Genomic DNA, 24469 nt, shown 5'->3' on the forward strand with positions numbered 1-24469 from the left:
CCATGCGACCCGTCGCCCACCCCCTGTATTCACTGCTCCAGACTCAGTTGGCACGTTCCCTGCTCAAGGCGGCGCGCGTGTACACAACAACTGGATAACATCAATGAAGAAATTCCTGCTGACGTTCCTCTGCCTGGGCGTCATCGGCTGCTCCAAACCCGCGGAACCGGAAAAGACCGTCGACGTGCTGCTGATCGGCGGTGGCATCATGAGTGCCAGCCTGGGCACCTACCTCACCGAGCTGGAGCCTTCCTGGAAGGTCGACATCTACGAGCGCCTGGACCAGGTGGCCGAAGAAAGCTCCAACGCCTGGAACAACGCCGGTACCGGTCACTCCGCGTTCTGCGAGCTGAACTACACCAGCGTCGGCAAAGACGGCAGCATCGACATCAGCAAGGCTGTCGGGGTCAACGAGCAGTTCGAGGTGTCCAAGCAATTCTGGGCCTACCAGGTCGAGCAGGGTGTGCTGAGCAACCCGAAGTCGTTCATCAACAACGTGCCACACATGAGCTTTGTCTGGGGCGACGACAACGTTGCCTTCCTGCACAAGCGCGTCGACGCCCTGCAGCACAGCTCGCTGTTCCGCGGCATGGAAATCTCCGAAGACCACGAGCAGATCCGCAAGTGGGCACCGCTGGTGATGGAAGGCCGTGACCCGGGGCAGAAGGTCGCCGCCACGCGCATGGCCATTGGCACCGACGTGAACTTTGGCGAAATCACCCGCCAGCTGTTCGCCGCGATGACCCGCAACCCCAATGTGTCGCTGAACCTGCGCCATGAAGTGCGCGACATCGTGCGCAACGACGATGGTACCTGGCATGTGCGGGTGGCCGACCTGGCCAACGGCGGCGAGGAAAAGGCCGTCAACGCCCGTTTCGTGTTCATTGGTGCTGGTGGTGGCGCGCTGAAGCTGCTGCAGAAGTCGGGCATCCCCGAAGCCGAAGGCTATGCCGGCTTCCCGGTCGGCGGCCAGTTCCTGATGACCGACAACCCAGACCTGGTCGCCCGCCACCAGGCCAAGCTGTACGGCAAGGCCTCGGTCGGCGCGCCGCCGATGTCGGTACCGCACCTGGACACGCGGATGATCGATGGCAAGCAGGTGCTGCTGTTCGGTCCGTTCGCCACTTTCTCCACCAAGTACCTCAAGCACGGATCGCTGCTGGACATGTTCGCCTCGCTGAACAGCCACAACGTACTGCCGATGGTCAATGCCGGTATCGACAACATCGATCTCAGCACTTATCTGATGGGGCAGTTGATGCTCAGTTTCGATGACCGCATGAACGCGCTGCGCGAGTACTTCCCCAACGCCAAGAACGAAGACTGGAAGCTGCTGCAGGCCGGCCAGCGGGTTCAGGTGATCAAGAAGGACCCGGTACTGGGCGGTGTGCTGCAATTCGGTACAGAAGTGGTGGCGGCCCAGGACGGCAGCATCGCTGCGTTGCTGGGGGCATCGCCGGGCGCCTCGACCGCGGCGCCGATCATGCTGACCGTGCTGGAAAAGACCTTCAAGGACCGTATCCAGTCGCCAGCCTGGCAGGCCAGGCTCAAGGAAATCGTGCCGAGCTATGGCCAGAAGCTGAACAACAACCTGGCGCTGACCAACCAGACCCGGGCATGGAGCAGCGAGCGCCTGCAGTTGCTGTATGTGCCGGTGGAGGCCGAGCAAGCGTTATGACCGCTTGATGCAGCCCTTTGTAGGAGCGGCCTTGTGTCGCGAGAGGGCTGCGAAGCAGCCCCGGCGATATGTGCAGCGATGCCGGGATCTGGGGCCGCTTTGCGGCCCATCGCGACACAACGCCGCTCCTACAGGGACTTTTCGATGCACAACAAAAAGCCCGCACGAGGCGGGCTTTTTGACGAGGATTTGGTCGGAGAGACAGGATTCGAACCTGCGGCCTTCTCGTCCCGAACGAGACGCGCTACCTGGCTGCGCTACACTCCGATGAAGGAAATCCTACTGCATACTTTTTTTGCACGCAAGCCCTTGTTGTTAAAAGGGCCTTTGCAAAAAACAGGCTGCGATCAGAGCTCTTTGACGGTGCGGATCTGGTCCTTGTTCAGGCGCGTGCGCTTGCCGTCCAGCTGCTCGAATTCGTAGAAACCGGAGTCTTCATCGAACTTCGGTGTGTCGGTGGCCTGGATTTCGCGACCGTCGTTCAGGGTAATGACGGTTGGCGATGCGCAGCCAGCGAGGGCGCCCAGGCCCAAGGCGAGCAGAAAGGCGGGTAGGGTCCGTTGAATCATCGTGTTTCTCCAGTGCGATGGTGCTAGATGACATTAAGACGCAGGGCGTCCACGCAAGTTCCGTCTACAGTGCAGCATAGCGGCAAACTTGTGGCATTGATCGAGAGCAAGGGCCACGGGCGTCACGCTGTGATGGGCGCGTGCTGTGTTATAACTGCGGCCATCCCATGTTCTTGTGACGGACCCCCATGAAAGCCAAGGCAGATACCCCATTCGTGCCGCTGAACATCGCCGTGCTCACGGTCAGCGACACCCGCACCTTCGACACCGATACTTCCGGCCAGCTGTTCGTCGACCGGCTGAGCGCGGCCGGTCATCGCCTGGCCGAGCGCGTGCTGCTGAAAGACGACTTGTACAAGATTCGCGCCCAGGTCGCCACCTGGATCGCCGATGACAGCGTGCAGGTGGTGCTGATCACCGGTGGCACCGGCTTTACCGGCCGCGACAGCACCCCCGAGGCCGTGGCCTGCCTGCTGGACAAGCAGGTAGAAGGCTTTGGTGAGCTGTTCCGGCAGATTTCCGTGGCCGACATCGGCACCTCCACGGTGCAGTCGCGGGCCCTGGCCGGGCTGGCCAACGGTACCCTGGTGTGCTGCCTGCCGGGTTCGACCAACGCGGTGCGCACCGGTTGGGACGGCATCCTCGCCGAGCAGCTGGATGCCCGCCATCGCCCGTGCAACTTCGTGCCGCACCTGAAGCAGGCAGCGGCCTGCGACAGCCGTGGTTGAGGTGCCCCAGGCCCGGCCGCTGATGCCGGTGGAACAGGCCCTGGAGCAGCTACTGGCATTGGCCGAAGCGGCACCTATCCGCGACACCGAGAACCTGCCGCTGGCCGAAGCCGAGGGCCGTGTGCTGGCCAGCGACCTGGTGGCCTCGCTCGACCTGCCACCGTGGCCGAACAGCGCCATGGACGGTTACGCCTTGCGTCTGGCCGACTGGCAGGGCAAACCCCTGCCGGTCAGCCAGCGGATTTTCGCCGGCCATGCGCCGCAGCCGCTGCAACCGGGCACCTGTGCGCGTATCTTCACCGGGGCGCCGCTGCCCGAAGGCGCCGACTGCGTCGAGATGCAGGAAAACACCCAAGTGGCGGAGGATGGCCGGGTACGCTTTCTTGAAGCGCTGAAGATCGGGCAGAACATTCGTCCCCAGGGCCAGGAAACCCGCAAGGGCGAACAGGTGATGAGCGCCGGCACCCGGCTTGGGCCGATCGAGCTGGGCCTGGCCGCGACCCTGGGCCACGGCCGGCTGGACGTGGTGCGCAAGGTGCGGGTGGCGGTGCTGTCCACCGGTGACGAACTGGTCGAACCCGGCCTGCCGCTGGGGCCGGGGCAGATCTACAACAGTAATCGCCGGCTGCTGGTCAGCTGGTTGCAGCGGCTGGGCTGCGACGTGGTCGATGCGGGCATCCTGCCGGATGACCTGGCACGCACCCGCAGCTGCCTGGCCGAGCTGGGCGATGTCGACCTGATCCTGTCCACCGGCGGTGTCTCGGTGGGGGAGGCCGACTACCTCGGCGCCGCCCTGCGCGAAGCCGGCGAGCTGGCCTTGTGGAAGCTGGCGATCAAGCCGGGCAAGCCGCTGACCTTCGGCCACTTCCAGGGTGTGCCGGTAATCGGGCTGCCGGGTAACCCGGCCTCGACCCTGGTCACCTTCGGCCTGCTGACCCGGCCCTACCTGTTGCGGCGTCAGGGTGTGACCGATGTCACGCCGCTGCGCTTCGACATGCCGGCCGGCTTTGACTGGCCCAAGGCCGGCACGCGCCGCGAATACCTGCGCGCCCGTATCGAACAGGGCCAGGTGCGCATCTACAAGAACCAGAGCTCTGGCGTGCTGCGCAGTGCGGCCTGGGCCGAGGGGTTGGTGGAGGTGCGCGAAGGCAGTACGCCGACGCGGGGGGACAGCGTGCCGTTCATTCCCTTCAGCGAACTACTTGGCTGAGCGGCCCAGCAAGGCACTGCCCAGTGCCGCCGCCTCGACCGGTGCCGCCTGGGCCAGGCGCATGTGCACGTTCTCCAGTTGCTGGGCGGCCACGCTCCAGTCATGTCGCTGGCGGGCGAACTGGCGCCCGGCAGCGCTCAACTGGCTCATGCGCCAAGGCTGGTTGAGCAACTGGGTGATCAGCAGGGCAAGCTGGTCGCCATCCTCACTGCCCAGGTAGTGCTCACCGTTGTTCGCGGTCAGGCCTGAAACGCCTTTGCCGGTGGTGATCACCGGTAAGCCCGCGGCCATCGCTTCGAGGATCTTCACCTTGGAGCCACCGGCATAGCGCAGCGGTGCGAAGAACAGCGCCGAACGCCGCTGCAGCTCACGCAAGTCGGGGCGGTAGCCGAACCATTCGATGCGCGGGTCGTTCCAGTGCAGTTTCCAGCTGGCGGGCATGGCATGCCCGGCAATCGCCAGGCGCACCGCCGGGTTGCTCATCCAGACCTGCGGCATGATGTCTTCCAGCGCCCATTCGATGGCCTCCAGGTTCGCGCCATACTCGAAGTTGCCAACGAACAGCAAGCGCTGGCTGTGCAGCGCAGGTTGCACGTGCTGGTAGAAATCACAATCCACGCCATTGACCACCACGTTCACCGGGCGTCCACTGATCTGCGCGATCAGCTCGGCATCGTGGGTGCTGACCACCACCAGTTCGGTTGGTTGGCGCAATACCCGCTGTTCCCAGCGTCGATAGCGCCAGCGGTCGAAGGCGTTGAGCGGGCGCAGCCATAGCGGCAGGCGATCGTGGCTGGCGCCACCCATAACCGATTCCAGGGTGTGTTCGCTGAGCATGTACGGCAGTCCGCGTGCCTGCAAGGCCTTTTCGAAGGGTTGAAAACTGTAGCTGTGCTCGATCTGGATCACATCCCAGGGTTCGTCAAGCAATTGCTCGAAGCGGTGCCGCAGGCAAGGAGCCAGGCCATTGATGATTGCCCGCATGGGGTAGGCGATGATTGGCGAGGCCAGCAGGTTGAGCGGGCTGTGCAGGGGGCGACGGGGCAGCACGATCAGGCGCTCGAGCAGCGGTTCCAGGGCCTCGCGGGCGGCATCGCCCAGCGGGATCTTCGATTGCACCAGCAGGGTAATCCGGTGACCCCGCTGTGCCAGGGCGCGTATCAGGTGGTATTGCCGTGTCTTGCTGCCGCTGGTGGTCGGCCAGGGTAGGTACGGCAGTGTCCAGAGAATGCGCATGACCCGAAATCCTCGCTAAAGGCTGCGGATAGCAAGACGCGCCCTTGGGCAGCAGTGGTAGAACCACTGCCGGGGGCGCGTCCGTGGCAATAAAGTGTATCTGCTGAGCATAGCCGGGCATTGCCAGGCGTGGGGAAAAGACTGGCCGCTCCCACAAAATCGACCGCGTTGGCCTGCTATTTTTTGGGATGCATGCAACGATCCGCGGTTGCGAAGGGTCGAGATCTGGGTTGATCACTTCACGGAGGCGCACACATGCAAGGGCGCAAGGCAATGCTGATCCTGCATGGCAAGCAGGCCATGAACGAAGACGTGCGCAGCGCCGTGCATGGCTTGCGCGATAGTGGCTGGGTACTGGATGTGCGGGTCACCTGGGAGGCCGGTGACGCCCAGCGCCTGGTCACCGAGGCGCTGGCTGTCGGCTACGGCCATATCGTCGCCGGAGGTGGGGATGGCACGTTGCGTGATGTCGCCGAGGCCATGGGGCTTGCAGGTACTCAGGCCAGCCTGGCGTTGTTGCCGCTGGGTACGGCCAACGATTTTGCCAAGGCCGCCGGCATACCCCTGGAGCCTGCCACTGCACTGGCCTTGCTGAACATACCCGCGCGGCCAATAGACCTGGGCCAGGCCGGTGACCAGTTGTTCCTCAACATGGCCACGGGCGGTTTTGGCAGCCAGGTCACGGCCAATACCTCCGAAGACCTGAAGAAAGTGCTGGGCGCTGCCGCCTATCTGTTCACTGGCTTGTCGCGTTTCAGCGAACTGCAGGCAGCCTCGGTAGAGCTGCGAGGGCCGGGTTTCGACTGGCAGGGTGACCTGCTGGCGCTGGGGATCGGCAACGGTCGCCAGGCCGGGGGTGGGCAAGTGCTGTGCCCCGAGGCCCTGGTGGATGATGGCTTGCTCGATATCGCCATCCTGCCGGCACCTCAGGAGATGGTCGGGGCGCTGCGTGAACTGTTGGCTGGCAACGGGTTGTTGGTCAGGGCCAGGTTGCCCTGGGTCGAGATCAAGTGCTCGCAAGGGTTGGACATCAACCTGGATGGCGAGCCGGTACAGGCCGACAAGTTGCGCTTCAAGGCCAGGCCCGCTGCGCTGCGCCTGCACTTGCCAGAGGGGTCGCCGTTGCTCAGTCGTCCAGGCTGATGATTTTCTCGCGCACTGCGAACAGCACCAGGCCGGCCACATCATGGATCTGCAGGCGTTTCATGATTTGCGAGCGGTGGGTTTCCACGGTCTTGATCGACAGGCCCAGCCCGGTTGCGATTTCTCGCGTGGACTTGCCACGCACGATCAGGCGCAGGATCTCCAGCTGTCGCGCCGTGAGGTTATGCCGCTCGCCTGCGGGTTGCTTGCCCTGCCTGGTGTGCAGAAGCGCCTGGTTGATGACCGTATGGGCGATGGCCGGGCTGAGGTAGCGCTCGCCATTGCGCACCGCGGTAAGGGCCTGTTCCAGTTCGGTGGCGCTGGTGTCCTTGAGCAGGTAGCCGTGTGCGCCGCTTTCCAGGGCCCGCATGATCAGGTCCGGGTCGGTGTGCATCGACAGGATCAGCACCTTGCAGGTGCTGCCGCTGGCGCGCAGTTGGGTGAGGGCGTCCAGCCCGCTGGTGGAGCGCATGGAGATGTCCAGCAGGACAATGTCCGGGGCCAGCGTACGCACCTGTTCGAGCAACTGGCTGCCATCGTCGGCTTCACCGATCACATCATAGCCAGGGATGTCGCAGACCAGTGCGCGCACCCCGGCGCGGATCAGCGAGTGGTCGTCTACCAGCAGCAGCCTACAGGTCATGGGTTGCAGTACTCCTGGCGCGTTCCTGGGTGCGCGGTGGCCATGGGAACATCGCCTCGATGTGCGTGCCCAGGCCAAGCTGGCTGGTGATGTCCAGGCTGCCCTGCAGCGCGGTTACCCGCTCCTGCATGCCGGCCAAGCCCCGCTGGCCTGCTTCGGCCGGTTGCCTGGCTGGCACGAAACCGCGTCCATCGTCGTGGATCGACAACGCCAACCCCTCAGGCGTGCGCTGCAGGCGGACGACAAGGTTGCGAGCCTGGGCGTGGCGCAGCATGTTGGTCACGGCTTCCTGGGTGATGCGGAAAACCGCCATGGCCACAGCCTCGTCGATGCCGCCCAGGCGCTGGTTGCACGCCAGGCTCCAGTGCACGCCGCTGTTGCCCAGGGTACGCACCAGGTGTGCGCGCAGGCTGGCTTCCAGGCCCAGGCTGGCCAACTGCCGAGGGTTGAGCAGGGCGGAGACATCGCGCACGTTGCCCAGGGTGTCGTCCAGCGTGCTGCGCAGGGCGTCGCAGTGGCCTTGCAGGTCATCGGGCATGCGCTTTTGCAGCCACTGCAACTGCAATTTGGCGGCGGTGAGCAACTGGCCGATGTCATCGTGCAATTCCCGGCTCAGATGCTGGCGCTCGTCTTCCTGGACCTTGAGCATGCGCTCGGCCAACTCCGCCGGGCGCAGGTTGATCGACCTGGCGCCCATGGCCAGGTGCACCACAGCGCCCAGCGTGGCGGCCAACTGCAGCAGCAGCAGGCTGGTCGGGATCGCCTGGTCGGCCAGGTACAGCGACAGGTTGGCGACCAGCGAGGCCATGCACAGCCCGACCGTCGTCCAGCGCAGCAGGGTTGTGCGGGAGCAGCACTGCAAAGAAGTCTTCAAGCGTGGGGACATAGGTAGGGAAGCCACTGAAGTATTGCTGATGGAGGCCTTGCACAATCCATGTCAGAGGCTTTGGAGCAGTACTTTCTATTTTCTTTCGAACACGTGATCCTGCGACCTTGCTGCAGGTTGCAAACGTTTGTGGGGGCGCATGTTACCACTTCGCAGTGCATTGGTCGCGGTCGGGTAAAGGTATGAAACGCCGGCGGGGCGGGCGCGGGAGAGTAGCAAAGTGCCACTTGGCTTTATTGTGCACCAGGCACTTGCCATGGAACTTGCGCGCTGTTGATTCAACTTGGCCACCGGCAACCTGGAAACTTTCGAGAACTTTCCAAGTTCGACCTGGGTGGGCCTGAATAAACGTGCCCAGCTGCATTTCAAACCAGTTCAATAGGTGGCAGATGAGCGGCCGGAGTGCGTGCTGCCTGCCGTCTCGCTATGCGGGTGGATGCACACGCTGCCTTGCTCGTTACAAGGCGTGCAGGGTAGTGCAAACGGTTGCTGCACGGCCTTGGCCAGTTCACCCAGCAGCACCAGCTGTTCACCGATGTCCAGGTTGAGCCGCCCGGTGCAAGGGTCGACCAGTTCCAGCTGCCAGGCCAGCAGGGTCAGGCAGGCCCCTACTGCGGGCAAAGCTTCGCGCTGCAGGCAACCGCCCTGGCAGGCCGGGGCCAGCAACTGCTGCAGAGCGGTGGTGTAATGGGCGACTTCGCGCAGGCCAAGGTGTGCGGCCTGTCGAGCGAGGTTGTCGAGGGCGTTGTCCAGGCAGCGGCAGGCATCCGGGTCATTGTCGATCAATTCCAGATGCTGCAGGCATTCCTGGGCCTGGGTCAGCAGTACCTGGGCATCCAGCAGGAACCCCTGCAGGGCGTTATCGAACGGCAAGGCGCTGTCCATCATGAAGCCCCCGCGCGTGGGGTAGGCGCAAGGGACGGGCACGCCAATACGATAGCTAGCAAAAGCCTGACTCCATTCATGCAATGAGAATGGCGTCACATTAATGGCTAAAGGATATCGCGAACATCAGGTTGCGCCCGATTGTGGCTAAGGGTTTCCCTGATAAGGGCCTCAGGTGGGGAACTTTTGCCGTCCCGCTGAATCATTCGCGCTTCCCGCAGTAAAGCATGATGGTAATGTGATATCAATTGCCTTCACGGCATTTTCCCGCAAGGGTCAAGGTGTGCGTGAAGCCGCCGATACAGGGTGGATGATTTCACTTTTTCCGACTCAAGCCTGGGGGCTTTCCAATGGCTGGCATTCTCGACACGGTAGACCAACGCACGCAACTGGTGGGTGAGAACCGCCTGGAAATCCTGATGTTTCGCCTGGCCGGCCGCCAGCTGTTCGCAATCAACGTGTTCAAGGTGCAGGAAGTGCTGCAACTGCCCAAGCTGACCCTGATGCCCCAGCGCCATGCTTTCGTCTGCGGTGTGGTCAACCTGCGCGGCCAGACCCTGCCGGTGATCGACCTGTCCCAGGCGATCGGCATGCGCCCGCTGCAGCCGGGGCCGGACAGCACCATCATCGTCACCGAATACAACCGCTCGGTGCAGGCCTTCCTGGTGGGCGGTGTCGACCGCATCGTCAACATGAACTGGGAAGCGATCATGCCGCCGCCATCCAGCGCCGGACGCCAGCATTATCTGACCGCCATCACCAAGGTCGATGACAAGCTGGTGGAAGTGATCGACGTGGAGAAGGTGCTGGCCGAGATTGTGCCGTACAACGCCCGGGTTTCCGGCGACAAGCTCGCCGACCCGGTGCTGGCCCGGGCTCGCGGCCGCGAAGTGCTGCTGGTGGACGACTCCAGCGTGGCCCTGGCGCAATTGCGCGACACCCTGTCCCAGTTGGGCGTGAAGTTGCACGTGGCCAGTGATGGCCTGAAGGCGCTGCGCATGCTCAAGGGCTGGGCTGACGCAGGAGAGAACGTGTGCGAGAAGTTGCTGATGGTGTTCACCGACGCCGAGATGCCGGAAATGGACGGCTACCGTTTGACCACCGAGATCCGTGGCGATGCCCGTTTGCGCCAGCTGTACGTGGTGTTGCACACCTCGCTGTCGGGTAGTTTCAACGAGTCCATGGTGAAGAAGGTGGGCTGCGACAACTTCCTGTCCAAGTTCCAGCCCGATCGCCTTGTCGACGTGGTCAAGCAACGTCTGTTGCTGGACGCCGCTACCGCGTGATTCCAGCCCCTGCCGGGTATAAGCTTGGCGTTTTGGCATGACGCGAGGCGGCAGGGATGTTTCTCAGTGAGCTGTATCGGTACCCGGTGAAGTCGGGGCAGGCCCAACGCTTGCAGGCTTCGCCGGTGGGGTTGCTGGGGGTGCACGGCGACCGGCGCTGGATGGTGGTGGAGGAAGAAAACGGACGCTTCCTTACCCAGCGCGCCTGGCCTCAGCTTGGCCGGATCAAGGCAAGCGATGATGACAGTGGCCAGTTGCTGCTGGAAGCACCTGGCCAGGCACCGTTGTGGGTGCCTGTGCCACCTGCCGATGATGCCCTGCGCGGCGTGACCATCTGGCGCGATACCCTGCGTGTGCCGGATGCGGGCGATGCGGCGGCGGCCTGGCTGAGCCAGTTGCTGGGCAAGGCCGTGCGCCTGGTGCATTGCCCGGAGCAGCGCGCGCGTTACCTGCCCAATGGCTACGGCTTCAACAGTGACCGGGCGGCGTTCCCGGACGGTTTCCCGTTGTTGCTGATCGGCCAGGGTTCGCTGGACGAACTCGACCGGCGTATCGGCCGGCCCATGGAGATGCTGCGCTTTCGGCCCAACCTGGTGGTGCAGGGGGCTGAGCCGTTTGCCGAAGATGGCTGGAAGCGGATTCGTATCGGCAGCCTGGAGTTTCGCGTGCTCAAGCCCAGTGTGCGCTGCATCTTTACCACCATCGACCCGGCAACCGGCGAGCGCAGCGAGGACCGCGAGCCGATGGCCACGCTCAGGACCTTCCGCGAGAAAGAAGGGGATGTGCTGTTCGGGCAAAACCTGGCGGTGGATGGCAGCGGGTGGCTGGAGGTAGGGATGCAGGTCGAAATCCTGGAGTAGCTGTGTTGCCTGTGCCGGCCTCTTCGCGGGTATTGCACCGGGTTTGAATGCGGTGCAGTACCTGTGAGAGCGGGTTTACCCGCGAAGGGGTCGGAACAGGCTCACCAGCGATCACATGTCATCGAAATACCGCTCATGCCAATCCACCAGCGGCTGCGGCGAGTTCAGCTTCTGCCCGTAGATCACCGAATACGACAGCACGTTCTGCACATACTGGCGCGTTTCGTCGAACGGGATCGATTCCACCCACACATCGAAGCTCAGGTGCTTGGCGCCTTTGAGCCACTGCCGCACACGCCCGGGGCCGGCGTTGTAGGCTGCCGAAGCGAGCACCCGGTTGCCGTTGAACTGACTGTGTACCTGGCTCAGGTAGGCCGCACCCAGCTGGATGTTCTTGTCCGGGTTGAACACCTGCGCCGGTGATGCCAGCGGGATGCTGAACTTTCGCGCGGTTTCCTTGGCCGTGGCCGGCATCAACTGCATCAGGCCGCTGGCACCCACCGGGGAGCGTGCATCCTCCATGAACGCGCTTTCCTGGCGGGTAATGGCGAATACCCAGCTCGAATGCAGGCCGCGGACCTTGGCCTCGCGCACCAGTGTGTCGCGGTGGGCCATCGGGAAGCGGATGTCCAGGTCGTCCCAGTACTGTGCCTGGCTGATGGTGCGAATGGCCGGGAAGTACCAGCGCAGGTCGTACCCCAGGCGTGCCTGGGCGACCATTTCGTCGCGGCTGAAGTGGCGGCTGACGTGGTACCACTCGCGGCGGCCTTCGACGATCTGGCCGCGAGCGTGGAACTCCAGGGCACGGCGGATGCCCGGGGTATTGCGTACCTTGTTGACCAACTGTGGGCTGAGCACCAGCGGCTTGTTGTTCAGCTGGTAAGGGGTCTGTGCCCGGTCGGCGGCGAGGAAACCGTAGAAGTCACGCTCGCGCGCCACGGTCTTGTACAGCAGCGGGATCTGTGGGTTGTTCGGTTGCGCCAGCTCCAGGCTGCGCGCCTGCCAGTACTTCCAGCGGCTGCTGCTGGCCAGGTCCTGGGGCAGGCGACGGGTCAGCTCGTAGGCGTCCTCCCAGCGGCCCAGGCGCAGCAGCAGGCGCAGGCGCCATTCGCTGACGGTGTTATCACGCAGTTCGGGGTCGTAGCGGGTCATCAGGTCGAGCGCGCGCGGGTCGTAGCGGCGCGCAAGGGTCAGGCCGATTTCGCGGGCGATGGCCACCTTCTCGTCTCGGGAAAAGTGCATGCGCTGGGCGTAGTCGTCGAGCAGTGTCATGGCCCGCTCCGGGTCCTGTCGGGCCAGGCGGCGCAGGCCGAGGCTGACCACGTCGGACATGGCTTCGTTGACCGGGGTGAAGCGCGACGGCTGGTTGAGCAGCTCGGGTTTTTGCGCCACATCGACCAGCAGGCGCCCCTGTGGGGCGAGAGTGGTCAGGGTCTTGACCAGGTTGTTGGCCAGGCCGTAGTTGCGCGCCTGGGCCGCCAGCTTGGTGCGTTGCCAGCGCTTGGCCTCGGTCAGCTGGCCCTCGGCCGCCCACATGCCGAACAGCGTGTCGCAGGTGGCCGGCTGCGACTTGCCGACGTTCCACAGTTTTTCGGCCGTGGCAAAGCCCTCGGCGCGCAGGCCGTGGCTGAGCTGGTACTGGCCGTTGAGGCAATCCAGTTCGGTGAAATTGAGCTTGGGGTCGTAGTACTTGACGAAGGTGTTCCATTCGCCGCGTTCGGCCAGCCAGCGCAACCAGCGCAGTTTCATCCAGTTGGCCTGGGGCAGGTCGCCATGCTTGGCGAGGAAGCCTTCGATTTCCTGATTGCTGGCGGTTTTCAGGCGGGCGGTGAGTTCGTCGTAGGCCAGGTAGGGCGTCAGCGGGTAGTCGCTGAGGGCCTGGGCATAGCGCAGGTACGGGCCTTTGTCGCCTTTGGCCAGCGCGCGCTTGGCCTCGTCATAGTACTGGCGTTGCAGGGTAAGGTCGGCGGCCTGCGCCGCGCAGGTGGCGGCGGTGAGCAGCAGGCAGGATGCAATATGTAACAGGCGGCTGCGCATGATACGTCCGGGCAGTTGAACCATGGGGAAGTGACGGCGGAGCCAGCACTGTTGGAAGCTATTGCCTTAGCTTAGCTGTTTGCCGGCCGCGGGTGAAAGCACTGTGCTTGTATCGGGATATTAAGTTCGACCAGATGTCGCAAAGCCCTCGCCGGTTGGCCAGGCGGATGCCGTCGGGGGCCAAGTCAGGTAGAATGCGCGCCCGATTTATGGAGACCAACATGACCCTGCTCAAATTCAGCGATGTGTCCCTCGCATTCGGCGCCATGCCGCTGCTGGACAAAGTGTCCTGGCAGATCGCTCGTGGCGAGCGGGTGTGCATCATCGGCCGCAACGGCACCGGCAAGTCGAGCATGCTGCGCCTGGTCAAGGGCGAGCAGAAGGGCGACGACGGCGAAATCTGGCGTGCCCCAGGCCTGAAGATCGGCGAGCTGCCGCAGGAGCTTCCGGTGGCCGACGAACGCACGGTGTTCGACGTGGTGGCCGCAGGGCTGGATGGCGTTGGCGATCTGCTGGCGCAGTTCCACCACCTGAGCCTGAACATCCAGGGCGATGAAGACCTGGAAAAACTCATGCACGTCCAGCACGAGCTGGAAGCCCGTGACGGCTGGCGCTTGCAGCAGGTGGTGGAAAGCACCCTGAGCCGCCTGCAACTGCCGGCCGACAAGACCCTGGCCGAACTGTCCGGTGGCTGGCGCCGCCGCGTGCTGCTGGCCCAGGCGCTGGTGTCGGAACCCGACCTGCTGCTGCTCGACGAGCCGACCAACCACCTGGACATCGGTGCCATCGCCTGGCTCGAAGAGGCACTTCGCGGCTTCAACGGCGCGGTGCTGTTCATCACCCACGACCGTTCCTTCCTGCAGAACCTGGCCACCCGCATCCTCGAACTGGATCGCGGCGGCCTGATTGACTGGAACGGCGACTATGCCAGCTTCCTGGTGCACAAGGAGGCCGCGCTGGCCGCCGAAGAAACCGCCAACGCATTGTTCGACAAGCGCCTGGCCCAGGAAGAAGTGTGGATCCGCCAAGGCATCAAGGCTCGCCGTACCCGCAACGAAGGCCGAGTGCGCGCGCTGAAGGCCCTGCGTGTGGAGCGTAGCGAACGCCGCGAACGCCAGGGCAAGGCCAACATCCAGATCGAGGCGGCGGAAAAGTCCGGCAAGCAGGTGATGGTGCTGGAAAACGTCAGCTTCCATCACCCCGACGGGCCTGTGCTGGTCAAGGACTTCTCCATGGTTCTGCAGCGTGAGGACCGCATCGGCCTGCTGGGCGCCAACGGTACCGGCAAGACCACCCTGCTCAAGCTGATGCTCGGCGACCTGGAGCCGACCGCCGGCAAGGTCGAGCGCGGCACCAAGCTGGAAGTGGCCTATTTCGACCAGATGCGTCACCAACTCGACCTAGAAAAGACCGTTATCGACAACCTGGCCGAAGGCCGCGACTTCATCGAGATCGACGGCCAGAACCGCCATGTGCTGAGCTACCTGGGCGATTTCCTGTTCAGCCCTCAGCGTGCCCGTACGCCGGTCAAGGCGCTGTCGGGTGGCGAGCGTGCACGGCTGTTGCTGGCCAAGCTGTTCAGCAAGCCGGCCAACCTGCTGGTGCTTGACGAACCGACCAACGACCTGGACGTGGAAACCCTCGAGCTGCTCGAGGAGGTGCTGTCCAACTACAAGGGCACCGTGCTGATGGTCAGCCACGACCGGGCCTTCCTCGACAACGTCGTCACCAGCACCCTGGTGTTCGAAGGCGAGGGCAAGGTGCGTGAATACGTTGGTGGTTACGAGGACTGGATTCGCCAGGGTGGCTCGCCGAAGCTGCTGGGCGTGACCGAGAGCAAGGGCGGCAAGTCCGAGCTCAACAGCGCGGTGGTGGAGAAGGTCGAGGCCAAGCCGGCGCCTGCCCCTGTTGCAGTGGTGGCCGATGGTTCGAAAAAGAAGCTCAGCTACAAGCTGCAGCGTGAGCTGGAAATGCTGCCGGGGCAGATCGACGAACTGGAGCAGCGCATGGCCGAGGCCCAGGAAGAAGTGAATGCGGCGGGCTTCTATCAGCGGCCTATTGCGGAAACCTCGGCGGTGCTGGCCAAGATCGAGAGGCTGCAGGGTGAGCTGGATGTATTGGTAGAGCGCTGGGCCGAGCTGGAAGGCTGACCAGCGTCAGCCTGATTCGGCCTCTTCGCGGGTGAACCCGCTCCCACAAGGACCGCACCGCAGTTGGACGCAGTACAGTACCTGTGGGAGCGGGTTCACCCGCGAAATGGCCGGCACAGGTTGAATCATTCCTTCTTCTGCAACCGCACCGCCAGTACATCGCACGGCGCGCCATGCAGCACGTCATTGGCCGTAGAGCCCAGTAGCAATGCCAGGCCGTGACGGCCATGGCTGCCGACCACGATCAGGTCGCACTTCTGGTCCTTGGCCAGCTGGTGGATCTCCTGGCGCGGCTGGCCATAGGTCAGGTGCGAGTCGCCGCGGTGGATGTCCGGGTATTTGTTGAACAGGCGGTCCATGCGTTCCTTGGCCTGGTCGAACTGCTGCTGTTGCAGCTGCGACAGGTCCATCGGTACGTCACCGCCGAACGCCATGGCCATCGGCTCGACGATGTGTACCAGCGAAACCTTGGCATTCGACGGTGCGGCCAGCGCCATGGCACGTTTGATCACCGGGTCGCATTCTTCGGTCAGGTCGACGGCGACCAGAAGATGTTCGTAGGACATGAGCGGAACTCCTGACAATCGCGATAGAAGAAGTATGGTCGCTTTCGGGCGGGTCTTCCGTGAAAAATGGCTAACCAGCTCATTTGCAACGTTTTATGGGAACTACAGATATGACGGTATTGCTGGTGGTGTCAATCCTGGCGCTGATTCTCAGCCCGCTTTCGTGGCTGCGCACCTCGCGCAAGCAGAGCGAGCAGATGAAGCTGCGCCTGGAGGCTCGGCGCATGGGTTTGGCCATGCAGCTGGCGCCGCAGCAGTGGCCGCACTGGCTGGAAAAGGAGCCGCCGAGCCCGTGCCCGCAATACCACCGGGCACGTCGCCGCGGGCATGAGGACAGCTTCAGCTTCTGGCAGATAACCCCGGGGGTGTGGTGGAACCAGTGGCGTGAACCCTGTGAGGACCCACGCTTCATGGAGGCCTTGGCGCGCTTGCCGGCGAGTGTCTACAAGGTAGAGGCCGATGCGCGCATGATTGCGCTGTACTGGACCGAGCGGGGCGATACGGCTGTGTTGCAGGATGTTGCCTATGTCCTCGAAACCTTGGCCTGAGACCTGCCTTTGCGCAGCCTGTGTGGGAGCGGGTTTACCCGCGAAGAAGGCGACGCGGTGGATGGCACCGGCTTTGCCGGTGTTCGCGGGTAAACCCGCTCCCACAGGGCCCCGCTAAGCCCTACCATTGGTCTTCTCATCCGAAGGCAAGCACAAAACGACAAAGCGGCGGCTTGGCCGATCCCCTGAAGGGGTGGGGTGCCAAGTCGCCGCTTTGCGTTCTGCTGCGCAGAAAAGGCCAGGCAGGCCGGGTATGCATTCAAGCAAGTGCCAGTGTAGCCGTTCGAGGTCGCCGTGCAAGGCAGAGCTGCAACATTCGCCTGCGGTTCATGGTCAATCGCCGACATGAATGGTCAACAATCACTGTCATCATGTTTTGTACCAGGACGCTACAAAATGACCGGAAAGTCGGGTTTTCACCATGCTCGCGAGCATTTGACAACGCCGATCTTTTCGGAGAATGTGTGCACACCCAAATCAAACGGGCGTATGAATTGAGCGTTTGTATGTCATGACGCCAAGCCATACTTCCGACTAGCGCGCTGACGGGTGTGCCTGGGGCAGGGCAGCTAGGCCTGCTTTTGCTGCAGCGATCGGCGTGTACTGTTCAGCTTCCATATCGTGGAGATCAGTTGATGATTTACGAAGGTAAAGCCATCACGGTTAAGGCTCTTGAAAGTGGCATCGTCGAGCTCAAGTTCGACCTCAAGGGTGAGTCCGTCAACAAGTTCAACCGCCTGACCCTGAACGAACTGCGCCAGGCCGTCGATGCCATCCAGGCCGACGCCTCGGTCAAGGGCGTGATCGTCAGCAGTGGCAAGGACGTGTTCATCGTCGGCGCCGACATCACCGAGTTCGTCGACAACTTCAAGCTGCCCGAGGCCGAACTGGTCGCCGGCAACCTGGAAGCCAACCGCATCTTCAACGCCTTCGAAGACCTCGAAGTGCCGACCGTCGCCGCCATCAACGGCATCGCCCTGGGCGGCGGCCTGGAAATGTGCCTGGCCGCCGACTACCGGGTCATGTCCACCAGCGCCAAGATCGGCCTGCCGGAAGTCAAGCTGGGTATCTACCCGGGCTTCGGCGGTACCGTGCGCCTGCCGCGCCTGATCGGTTCGGACAACGCCATCGAATGGATCGCCGCCGGCAAGGAAAACCGTGCCGAAGACGCCCTGAAAGTGGGTGCCGTCGACGCCGTGGTCGCGCCTGAGCTGTTGATGGCCGGTGCTCTTGACCTGGTCAAGCGCGCCATTAGTGGCGAGCTGGACTACAAGGCCAAGCGTCAGCCAAAACTGGAAAAGCTCAAGCTCAACGCCATCGAGCAGATGATGGCCTTCGAGACTGCCAAGGGCTTCGTCGCTGGCCAGGCCGGCCCGAACTACCCGGCCCCGGTCGAAGCCATCAAGACCATCCAGAAGGCCGCCAACTTCGGCCGTGACAAGGCCCTGGAAGTCGAAGCCGCAGGCTTCGCGAAGCTGGCCAAGACCTCGGTTGCCGAGAGCCTGATCGGCCTGTTCCTCAACGACCAGGAACTCAAGCGCAAGGCCAAGGCGCATGACGAAATCGCCCGCGACGTGAAGCAGGCCGCCGTGCTCGGCGCCGGCATCATGGGGGGCGGCATCGCCTACCAGTCGGCGGTCAAGGGCACCCCGATCCTGATGAAGGACATCCGCGAGGAAGCCATCCAGCTGGGCCTGAACGAGGCCTCCAAGCTGCTCGGTAACCGTGTCGAGAAGGGCCGCCTGACCCCGGCCAAGATGGCCGAGGCACTCAACGCCATTCGCCCGACCCTGTCCTACGGCGACTTCGCCAATGTCGACATCGTCGTCGAGGCCGTGGTCGAGAACCCGAAAGTCAAGCAGGCCGTGCTGGCTGAAGTGGAAGCCCAGGTGAAGGAAGATGCGATCCTCGCTTCCAACACCTCGACCATTTCCATCAACCTGCTGGCCAAGGCGCTCAAGCGCCCGGAAAACTTCGTCGGCATGCACTTCTTCAACCCGGTGCACATGATGCCGCTGGTGGAAGTCATCCGTGGCGAGAAGTCCAGTGAAGTGGCGGTCGCCACCACCGTGGCCTACGCCAAGAAGATGGGCAAGAACCCGATCGTGGTCAACGACTGCCCGGGCTTTCTGGTCAACCGCGTGCTGTTCCCGTACTTCGGCGGCTTCGCCAAGCTGGTAAGCGCCGGTGTCGACTTCGTGCGTATCGACAAGGTCATGGAAAAGTTCGGCTGGCCGATGGGCCCGGCGTACCTGATGGACGTGGTCGGCATCGACACCGGCCACCACGGCCGTGACGTGATGGCCGAAGGCTTCCCGGACCGCATGAAGGACGAGCGTCGCTCGGCCGTTGACGCACTGTACGAGGCCAACCGCCTGGGCCAGAAGAACGGCAAGGGCTTCTACGCCTACGAAACCGACAAGCGCGGCAAGCCGAAGAAGGTCGCCGATGCCACCGTGCTCGACGTGCTCAAGCCGATCGTCTTCGAGCAGCGTGAAGTCACCGACGAAGACATCATCAACTGGATGATGATCCCGCTGTGCCTGGAGACTGTGCGCTGCCTGGAAGACGGCATCGTCGAAACCGCCGCCGAAGCTGACATGGGTCTGGTCTACGGCATTGGCTTCCCTCCCTTCCGCGGTGGTGCGCTGCGCTACATCGACTCGATCGGTGTGGCCGAATTCGTTGCCCTGGCCGATCAATACGCCGACCTGGGGCCGCTGTACCACCCGACCGCCAAGCTGCGTGAAATGGCCAAGAACGGCCAGCGCTTCTTCAACTGAGCGGTCAACGAGCTAGAGCGAGAAATTTGATATGAGCCTGAATCCAAGAGACGTGGTGATTGTCGACTTCGGTCGCACGCCGATGGGCCGCTCCAAGGGTGGCATGCACCGCAATACCCGCGCCGAAGACATGTCGGCGCACTTGATCAGCAAGCTGCTGGAACGCAACGACAAGGTCGACCCGAAAGAAGTCGAGGACGTGATCTGGGGCTGCGTCAACCAGACCCTCGAGCAGGGCTGGAACATCGCCCGCATGGCTTCGCTGATGACCCAGATCCCGCACACTTCCGCGGCGCAGACCGTCAGCCGTCTGTGCGGCTCGTCGATGAGTGCGCTGCACACCGCCGCCCAGGCGATCATGACCGGCAATGGTGATGTATTCGTGGTCGGTGGCGTGGAGCACATGGGCCACGTCAGCATGATGCATGGTGTCGACCCCAACCCGCACCTGTCCTTGCATGCCGCCAAGGCTTCCGGGATGATGGGCCTGACCGCGGAAATGCTCGGCAAGATGCACGGCATTACCCGTGAGCAGCAGGACCTGTTCGGCCTGCGTTCGCACCAGCTGGCCCACAAGGCCACGGTCGAAGGCAAGTTCAAGGACGAAATCATCCCGATGCAGGGCTATGACGAGAACGGCTTCCTGAAGGTGTTCGATTTCGACGAAACCATTCGCCCGGAAACCACCCTCGAAGGCCTGGCATCGTTGAAGCCGGCGTTCAACCCGAAAGGCGGTACCGTCACTGCCGGTACCTCGTCGCAGATCACCGACGGTGCGTCGTGCATGATCGTCATGTCCGGCCAGCGCGCCATGGACCTGGGTATCCAGCCATTGGCGGTCATCCGTTCCATGGCGGTGGCTGGTGTCGACCCGGCGATCATGGGCTACGGCCCGGTGCCGTCGACTCAGAAAGCCCTCAAGCGTGCTGGTCTGACCATGGCCGACATCGACTTCATCGAGCTCAATGAAGCCTTCGCTGCACAGGCCCTGCCAGTGCTGAAAGACTTGAAAGTACTCGACAAGATGGATGAGAAGGTTAACCTGCACGGCGGCGCCATTGCCTTGGGCCACCCGTTCGGTTGCTCCGGGGCGCGGATTTCCGGCACCCTGCTCAATGTCATGAAGCAGAATGGCGGTACCCTGGGGGTGGCGACCATGTGCGTCGGCCTCGGCCAAGGTATCACCACGGTCTTCGAACGCGTCTGATCGCGCAGCGGGACAGCGACCGGGGCCTTGTGCCCCGGTTTTGTTTTTACAGGTTTTATTCAAGAGGGTGGGCAACATGCAGATACAACCAGGCGTATACCGGCATTACAAAGGGCCTGAGTACCGTGTCTTCAGTGTTGCGCGGCACTCCGAGAGCGAAGAGTGGATGGTGTTCTACCAATGCCTGTATGGTGATTACAGCTTCTGGGTACGGCCACTTTCGATGTTTCAGGAGTCCGTCGAGGTTGACGGCGAGCAGGTGCCACGCTTTGCTTTGGTCAAGGCCGAAGAGGGGCTGCCCGGGTTGCTGGGCAAGTCGCACGAGTGATAGTCCGAACTTGACCTCACACTTTTGCCACTATATATAGCGGTGCCGCGTCTGGCACCTGACGCGTTTTTCATCTTCAGATTCAGGAATACTCCGATCCATGGGCAAATCGCTGGTCATTGTGGAATCCCCGGCCAAGGCCAAGACCATCAACAAGTACCTGGGCAACCAGTACGTGGTGAAGTCGAGTATCGGCCATATCCGAGACCTCCCCACCAGCGGTTCGGCCAGCGCCAGCAAAGAGCCGGCCGCCAAGCGTGGCAAGGCCGCGGGTGAGGCTCCGGCCCTGTCGCCGAAGGAAAAGGCTCGTCGCCAGCTGGTGGCGCGCATGGGCGTCGACCCCGACCACGGCTGGAAGGCCAAGTACGAGATCCTGCCCGGCAAGGAAAAGGTGATCGAAGAGCTGCGCCGCCTGGCGAAGGACGCCGACACTATCTATCTCGCAACCGACTTGGACCGCGAAGGGGAAGCCATTGCCTGGCACCTGCGCGAGGCCATCGGCGGCGACGACACCCGCTACAAGCGCGTGGTGTTCAACGAAATTACCAAGAAGGCTATTCAGGAAGCCTTCTCGCAGCCTGGCGAGCTGGATATCGACCGGGTCAACGCGCAGCAGGCGCGGCGTTTCCTCGATCGCGTGGTCGGCTATATGGTTTCGCCGCTGCTGTGGGCCAAGATCGCCCGTGGCCTGTCCGCCGGTCGTGTACAGTCGGTGGCGGTCAAGCTGGTGGTGGAGCGCGAACGCGAGATCCGCGCGTTCATCCCGGAAGAGTACTGGGAAATTCACGCCGACCTCGGCACCGCCAAGAACGCCAAGGTGCGTTTCGAAGTGGCCCGCGAGAAGGGTGAGGCTTTCAAACCGCTGAATGAAGCCCAGGCCATGGCCGCGCTGGAAAAGCTCAAGGCTTCCAGCTACAGCGTGGTCAAGCGTGAAGACCGCCCGACCAGCAGCAAGCCGTCGGCACCGTTCATTACGTCCACCTTGCAGCAGGCTGCCAGCAACCGCCTGGGCTTCGGTGTGAAGAAAACCATGATGATGGCCCAGCGCTTGTACGAAGCCGGCTACATCACTTACATGCGTACCGACTCGACCAACTTGTCGGCCGATGCCCTGGACATGGCCCGCAGCTACATCGAGCGTGAGTTCGGCAAGCAGTACCTGCCCGAGGCACCGCTGGTGTACGGCAGCAAGGAAGGCGCCCAGGAGGCGCACGAAGCGATTCGTCCTTCCGACGTGAACACCCACCCGAGCAAGCTCAGTGGCATGGAGCGTGACGCCGAGCGCCTGTACGAGCTGATCTGGCGCCAGTTCCTGGCCTGCCAGATGCCGCCGGCGCAGTACCTGTCCACCAGCGTCACCGTGGCCGCAGGCGACTTCGAGCTGCGTGCCAAGGGCCGTATCCTCAAGTTCGATGGTTACACGCGTGTGCTGCCGCAGCAGAGCAAGCCTGGCGAAGACGACGTGTTGCCGGAAATGGTCCAGGGCGAAGCGCTGAAGCTGATCCAGATCGACCCGAGCCAGCACTTCACCAAGCCACCGGCGCGCTTCACCGAAGCCAGCCTGGTCAAGGAAATGGAAAAGCGCGGCATCGGCCGCCCGTCGACCTATGCGGCGATCATTTCGACCATTCAGGACCGTGGCTATGTAACCTTGCACAACCGCCGCTTCTATTCCGAGAAGATGGGCGACATCGTTACCGAGCGCCTGTCCGAGAGCTTCTCCAACTTGATGGACTACGGCTTTACCGCCGACATGGAAGAGAACCTCGACGACGTCGCCCAGGGCGAGCGTGACTGGAAGAACGTACTCGACGAGTTCTACGGCGACTTCAGCAAAAAGCTGCAGACCGCCGAGTCCAGCGAAGACGGCATGCGTGCCAACCAGCCGACCATGACCAACATTCCGTGCAAGGAATGTGGCCGGCCGATGATGATCCGCACTGCCTCCACTGGCGTGTTCCTCGGTTGCTCGGGCTACAGCCTGCCGCCGAAAGAACGCTGCAAGGCCACCGTCAACCTGGTGCCGGGCGACGAGATTGCTGCCGACGACGAGGGCGAATCGGAGTCCCGCGTGTTGTTGGGCAAGCACCGCTGCCCGATCTGCGCCACGGCGATGGATGCCTACCTGCTGGACGAGAAGCACAAGCTGCACATCTGTGGTAACAACCCGGATTGCGCCGGCTACGAGATCGAGGAAGGCAACTACCGCATCAAGGGTTACGAAGGGCCGAGCCTGGAGTGCGACAAGTGCGGCAGCGAGATGCAGTTGAAGACGGGCCGCTTCGGCAAATTCTTCGGTTGCACCAACCCGGCGTGCAAGAACACCCGCAAGCTGCTCAAGAGCGGTGAGGCAGCGCCACCGAAGATGGACAAGGTGGACATGCCAGAGCTCAAGTGCGAGAAGGTCGACGATACCTACGTGCTGCGTGATGGCGCTTCGGGGCTGTTCCTGGCCGCCAGCCAGTTCCCCAAGAACCGCGAAACCCGTGCGCCGCTGGTACTGGAGATCGTGCCGCACAAGCATGAGATCGATCCGAAGTACCACTTCCTGTGCGATGCGCCACAGAAAGACCCGGAAGGCCGCCCGGCGGTTATCCGCTACAGCCGCAAGACCAAGGAGCAGTATGTGCAGTCCGAGGTTGATGGCAAGCCGACCGGCTGGAAGGCGTTCTACGACGGCAATGCGTGGAAGGTTGAAGACAAGCGCTGATTCTTCAGTGCTGTAATTGGGGCTGCTTTGCAGCCCATTGCCGGCAGCCAGCTTCCACAGGTACAGCATAGGTCTCGGGCCTGATGCAATCACTGTGGGAGCTGGCTTGCCGGCGATGGGCCGCAAAGCGGCCCCAATCATTTATGATTCAGTTATCCGCCTTGCAGCCTTAGGGAGGGCACAAAAATGGCCCAGGAACTCTACACCCGCACCAACCAGAAACTGTTCTTCGCCGGCCTTGCCCTCGAGTCCATGGCCAAGGCTGAGCAAAGCCAGGCCATGAATGCCCAGGGCCTGGTCCAGGCCGAACGTGAGGCGGCGCTGTTCCATCTCTACGGCGCGCTGCTGGGCCTGTGCCATGAGATCGGTGGCTTCTACCGCCTGCCTGTGGTTGCAACGGTCGAGCAAGCGCTGGCTGACGACGCCCTGAACGGCATCGCTATCCCGGAAGTGGCCGAATTGCTGGAACTGGCCCGCCAGCGCGAAACCTGGCTGGCGCAAATGCTCAGTGCTTATGCCGATTTGTTCCGACCACCGGTCGCGAAAAAAGCGCCGAAAACCGACGTCACACAACCATTGATCCAGGCGGTCAATCTCGATGAGCCCGAGCCTTCGGCGTTGTCGCGCACTGAGCTGGAAAGCTGGCGCAGCAACCTCAAGGGCCTGGTGAGGCGTTTCCGTGACGCGTTGAGTGAGTGCTGATAGCTGCTACGGCTGGTACAATACTGGCCTTTCGCGGAGAACTGCCATTTATGTCTACGTCGTTTCTGGAAATTGTCGAGTTGCCTGATGGCCGCATCGAACTGCGTCGCGCCGAGGATGAGGGCTCTCTGGTAACCCTGGATTTCTCGGAAGACGCCAAGGCGTTCCTGCAGGGTCAGCATGTGGAAGTGGCCAAGGCCATGCTCAGCGTGGGCGTGCAAATGGCCGGCCGCCTCATGGATGGCGAGCTAGAGCGTGATGAAGGGCCGCGTGTGCTGCACTGAGGTGCAGCAGGGCATCAGGTTTCATGCAGT

General features: G+C 62.8%; 21 protein-coding genes and 1 tRNA gene. 14 read left to right on the forward strand and 8 right to left on the reverse strand.

The features are described from left to right. Window positions 1–103 precede the first annotated feature (103 nt). Window positions 104–1678 carry a malate dehydrogenase (quinone) gene (gene mqo, locus ACK1U9_RS15025; protein WP_108481389.1) on the forward strand — a complete coding sequence of 525 codons (1575 nt, stop codon included), beginning with the start codon at window positions 104–106 and terminating at the stop codon, window positions 1676–1678. Between the two features lie 190 nt (window positions 1679–1868). Here the strand turns inward: mqo and ACK1U9_RS15030 are convergent. Together ACK1U9_RS15030 and ACK1U9_RS15035 are read right to left on the reverse strand one after the other, a co-directional pair. Next, a tRNA-Pro gene (locus ACK1U9_RS15030) sits at window positions 1869–1945 on the reverse strand. 80 nt (window positions 1946–2025) lie between these two features. Beyond that, window positions 2026–2247, reverse strand: coding sequence for a YgdI/YgdR family lipoprotein (locus ACK1U9_RS15035; protein WP_025338312.1), 222 nt, complete (start codon window positions 2245–2247; stop codon window positions 2026–2028). 188 nt (window positions 2248–2435) lie between these two features. Between ACK1U9_RS15035 and moaB the strand changes: the two genes are divergently transcribed. Both moaB and ACK1U9_RS15045 read left to right on the forward strand, forming a co-directional pair. Next, window positions 2436–2975, forward strand: a complete 540-nt coding sequence (gene moaB, locus ACK1U9_RS15040) for a molybdenum cofactor biosynthesis protein B (protein ID WP_025338313.1) — start codon at window positions 2436–2438, stop codon at window positions 2973–2975. Window positions 2976–2997: 22 nt separating this feature from the next. Then, entirely contained in the window at window positions 2998–4185 is a 1188-nt protein-coding gene (locus ACK1U9_RS15045) for a molybdopterin molybdotransferase MoeA (RefSeq protein WP_108481391.1), read from the forward strand. Here the strand turns inward: ACK1U9_RS15045 and ACK1U9_RS15050 are convergent. Then, entirely contained in the window at window positions 4174–5421 is a 1248-nt protein-coding gene (locus tag ACK1U9_RS15050; protein WP_108481388.1) for a glycosyltransferase family 4 protein, read from the reverse strand. The genes ACK1U9_RS15045 and ACK1U9_RS15050 overlap by 12 nt on opposite strands. A 255-nt stretch (window positions 5422–5676) precedes the next feature. Here ACK1U9_RS15050 and yegS point away from each other — a divergent pair, with 255 nt between their 5' ends. After that, a complete protein-coding gene (gene yegS, locus ACK1U9_RS15055; RefSeq protein WP_108481387.1) occupies window positions 5677–6564 on the forward strand; it encodes a lipid kinase YegS in 888 nt (295 codons plus the stop codon). Here the strand turns inward: yegS and ACK1U9_RS15060 are convergent. The 3 genes from ACK1U9_RS15060 to ACK1U9_RS15070 form a co-directional block, all read right to left on the reverse strand. Further along, window positions 6548–7207: a response regulator gene (locus tag ACK1U9_RS15060; RefSeq protein WP_046615837.1), complete on the reverse strand. Its 660-nt coding sequence runs from the start codon at window positions 7205–7207 to the stop codon at window positions 6548–6550. The two genes, yegS and ACK1U9_RS15060, sit on opposite strands and share 17 nt — an antisense overlap. Further along, window positions 7197–8093, reverse strand: coding sequence for a sensor histidine kinase (locus ACK1U9_RS15065; RefSeq protein WP_108481386.1), 897 nt, complete (start codon window positions 8091–8093; stop codon window positions 7197–7199). The genes ACK1U9_RS15060 and ACK1U9_RS15065 overlap by 11 nt, the downstream gene beginning before the upstream one ends. 375 nt (window positions 8094–8468) lie before the next feature. Further along, window positions 8469–8978, reverse strand: coding sequence for a histidine kinase (locus tag ACK1U9_RS15070; protein WP_085601692.1), 510 nt, complete (start codon window positions 8976–8978; stop codon window positions 8469–8471). Between the two features lie 350 nt (window positions 8979–9328). Here ACK1U9_RS15070 and ACK1U9_RS15075 point away from each other — a divergent pair, with 350 nt between their 5' ends. Together ACK1U9_RS15075 and ACK1U9_RS15080 are read left to right on the forward strand one after the other, a co-directional pair. Beyond that, a complete protein-coding gene (locus tag ACK1U9_RS15075) occupies window positions 9329–10264 on the forward strand; it encodes a chemotaxis protein CheV (RefSeq protein WP_046615839.1) in 936 nt (311 codons plus the stop codon). A 56-nt stretch (window positions 10265–10320) separates the two neighbouring features. Continuing rightward, window positions 10321–11124 (forward strand): MOSC domain-containing protein, encoded by an 804-nt coding sequence (locus ACK1U9_RS15080; RefSeq protein ID WP_046615840.1) that lies wholly within the window; start codon window positions 10321–10323, stop codon window positions 11122–11124. A 111-nt stretch (window positions 11125–11235) separates the two neighbouring features. Here ACK1U9_RS15080 and ACK1U9_RS15085 read toward each other — a convergent pair whose 3' ends face one another. Then, the gene (locus ACK1U9_RS15085) at window positions 11236–13161 is read right to left on the reverse strand and encodes a transglycosylase SLT domain-containing protein (RefSeq protein WP_108481385.1); all 1926 of its coding nucleotides are present in this window, start codon (window positions 13159–13161) and stop codon (window positions 11236–11238) included. Window positions 13162–13382: 221 nt separating this feature from the next. On the opposite strand from ACK1U9_RS15085, the gene ACK1U9_RS15090 reads away from it, so the two are divergent. Continuing rightward, window positions 13383–15311 carry an ATP-binding cassette domain-containing protein gene (locus ACK1U9_RS15090; protein ID WP_108481384.1) on the forward strand — a complete coding sequence of 643 codons (1929 nt, stop codon included), beginning with the start codon at window positions 13383–13385 and terminating at the stop codon, window positions 15309–15311. A 125-nt stretch (window positions 15312–15436) separates the two neighbouring features. Here the strand turns inward: ACK1U9_RS15090 and ACK1U9_RS15095 are convergent, their stop codons facing one another. After that, window positions 15437–15877, reverse strand: a complete 441-nt coding sequence (locus tag ACK1U9_RS15095) for a universal stress protein (protein WP_013971709.1) — start codon at window positions 15875–15877, stop codon at window positions 15437–15439. A 110-nt stretch (window positions 15878–15987) separates the two neighbouring features. Here ACK1U9_RS15095 and ACK1U9_RS15100 point away from each other — a divergent pair, with 110 nt between their 5' ends. The 7 genes from ACK1U9_RS15100 (at window position 15988) to ACK1U9_RS15130 (ending at window position 24439) form a co-directional block, all read left to right on the forward strand. Continuing rightward, a complete protein-coding gene (locus ACK1U9_RS15100) occupies window positions 15988–16425 on the forward strand; it encodes a hypothetical protein (RefSeq protein ID WP_046615843.1) in 438 nt (145 codons plus the stop codon). A gap of 635 nt (window positions 16426–17060) precedes the next feature. Beyond that, on the forward strand, window positions 17061–19208 hold the full coding sequence (fadB, locus tag ACK1U9_RS15105) for a fatty acid oxidation complex subunit alpha FadB (protein WP_046615844.1): 2148 nt from the start codon (window positions 17061–17063) through the stop codon (window positions 19206–19208). A 31-nt stretch (window positions 19209–19239) separates the two neighbouring features. Further along, complete coding sequence (gene fadA / locus ACK1U9_RS15110; RefSeq protein WP_013971712.1) at window positions 19240–20415, forward strand: acetyl-CoA C-acyltransferase FadA; 1176 nt, start codon at window positions 19240–19242, stop codon at window positions 20413–20415. Window positions 20416–20491: 76 nt separating this feature from the next. Next, window positions 20492–20743 carry a DUF1653 domain-containing protein gene (locus ACK1U9_RS15115; protein ID WP_023661154.1) on the forward strand — a complete coding sequence of 84 codons (252 nt, stop codon included), beginning with the start codon at window positions 20492–20494 and terminating at the stop codon, window positions 20741–20743. A gap of 100 nt (window positions 20744–20843) precedes the next feature. Further along, entirely contained in the window at window positions 20844–23453 is a 2610-nt protein-coding gene (topA, locus tag ACK1U9_RS15120) for a type I DNA topoisomerase (protein ID WP_015269531.1), read from the forward strand. Between the two features lie 186 nt (window positions 23454–23639). Next, window positions 23640–24155, forward strand: a complete 516-nt coding sequence (locus ACK1U9_RS15125; RefSeq protein ID WP_046615847.1) for a DUF6586 family protein — start codon at window positions 23640–23642, stop codon at window positions 24153–24155. A gap of 50 nt (window positions 24156–24205) precedes the next feature. Then, a complete protein-coding gene (locus tag ACK1U9_RS15130) occupies window positions 24206–24439 on the forward strand; it encodes a hypothetical protein (protein WP_004376430.1) in 234 nt (77 codons plus the stop codon). Window positions 24440–24469: the final 30 nt, after the last annotated feature.

It is taken from the genome of Pseudomonas sp. XP1 (genome assembly GCF_053557675.1).

Bases quoted from the DNA above. Each gene is read 5' to 3' on its own strand.
- mqo (WP_108481389.1), top strand. From the start codon at position 104: ATGAAGAAATTCCTGCTGACGTTCCTCTGCCTGGGCGTCATCGGCTGC.
- ACK1U9_RS15035 (WP_025338312.1), bottom strand. From the start codon at position 2,247: ATGATTCAACGGACCCTACCCGCCTTTCTGCTCGCCTTGGGCCTGGGC.
- moaB (WP_025338313.1), top strand. From the start codon at position 2,436: ATGAAAGCCAAGGCAGATACCCCATTCGTGCCGCTGAACATCGCCGTG.
- ACK1U9_RS15045 (WP_108481391.1), top strand. From the start codon at position 2,998: ATGCCGGTGGAACAGGCCCTGGAGCAGCTACTGGCATTGGCCGAAGCG.
- ACK1U9_RS15050 (WP_108481388.1), bottom strand. From the start codon at position 5,421: ATGCGCATTCTCTGGACACTGCCGTACCTACCCTGGCCGACCACCAGC.
- yegS (WP_108481387.1), top strand. From the start codon at position 5,677: ATGCAAGGGCGCAAGGCAATGCTGATCCTGCATGGCAAGCAGGCCATG.
- ACK1U9_RS15060 (WP_046615837.1), bottom strand. From the start codon at position 7,207: ATGACCTGTAGGCTGCTGCTGGTAGACGACCACTCGCTGATCCGCGCC.
- ACK1U9_RS15065 (WP_108481386.1), bottom strand. From the start codon at position 8,093: ATGTCCCCACGCTTGAAGACTTCTTTGCAGTGCTGCTCCCGCACAACC.
- ACK1U9_RS15070 (WP_085601692.1), bottom strand. From the start codon at position 8,978: ATGGACAGCGCCTTGCCGTTCGATAACGCCCTGCAGGGGTTCCTGCTG.
- ACK1U9_RS15075 (WP_046615839.1), top strand. From the start codon at position 9,329: ATGGCTGGCATTCTCGACACGGTAGACCAACGCACGCAACTGGTGGGT.
- ACK1U9_RS15080 (WP_046615840.1), top strand. From the start codon at position 10,321: ATGTTTCTCAGTGAGCTGTATCGGTACCCGGTGAAGTCGGGGCAGGCC.
- ACK1U9_RS15085 (WP_108481385.1), bottom strand. From the start codon at position 13,161: ATGCGCAGCCGCCTGTTACATATTGCATCCTGCCTGCTGCTCACCGCC.
- ACK1U9_RS15090 (WP_108481384.1), top strand. From the start codon at position 13,383: ATGACCCTGCTCAAATTCAGCGATGTGTCCCTCGCATTCGGCGCCATG.
- ACK1U9_RS15095 (WP_013971709.1), bottom strand. From the start codon at position 15,877: ATGTCCTACGAACATCTTCTGGTCGCCGTCGACCTGACCGAAGAATGC.
- ACK1U9_RS15100 (WP_046615843.1), top strand. From the start codon at position 15,988: ATGACGGTATTGCTGGTGGTGTCAATCCTGGCGCTGATTCTCAGCCCG.
- fadB (WP_046615844.1), top strand. From the start codon at position 17,061: ATGATTTACGAAGGTAAAGCCATCACGGTTAAGGCTCTTGAAAGTGGC.
- fadA (WP_013971712.1), top strand. From the start codon at position 19,240: ATGAGCCTGAATCCAAGAGACGTGGTGATTGTCGACTTCGGTCGCACG.
- ACK1U9_RS15115 (WP_023661154.1), top strand. From the start codon at position 20,492: ATGCAGATACAACCAGGCGTATACCGGCATTACAAAGGGCCTGAGTAC.
- topA (WP_015269531.1), top strand. From the start codon at position 20,844: ATGGGCAAATCGCTGGTCATTGTGGAATCCCCGGCCAAGGCCAAGACC.
- ACK1U9_RS15125 (WP_046615847.1), top strand. From the start codon at position 23,640: ATGGCCCAGGAACTCTACACCCGCACCAACCAGAAACTGTTCTTCGCC.
- ACK1U9_RS15130 (WP_004376430.1), top strand. From the start codon at position 24,206: ATGTCTACGTCGTTTCTGGAAATTGTCGAGTTGCCTGATGGCCGCATC.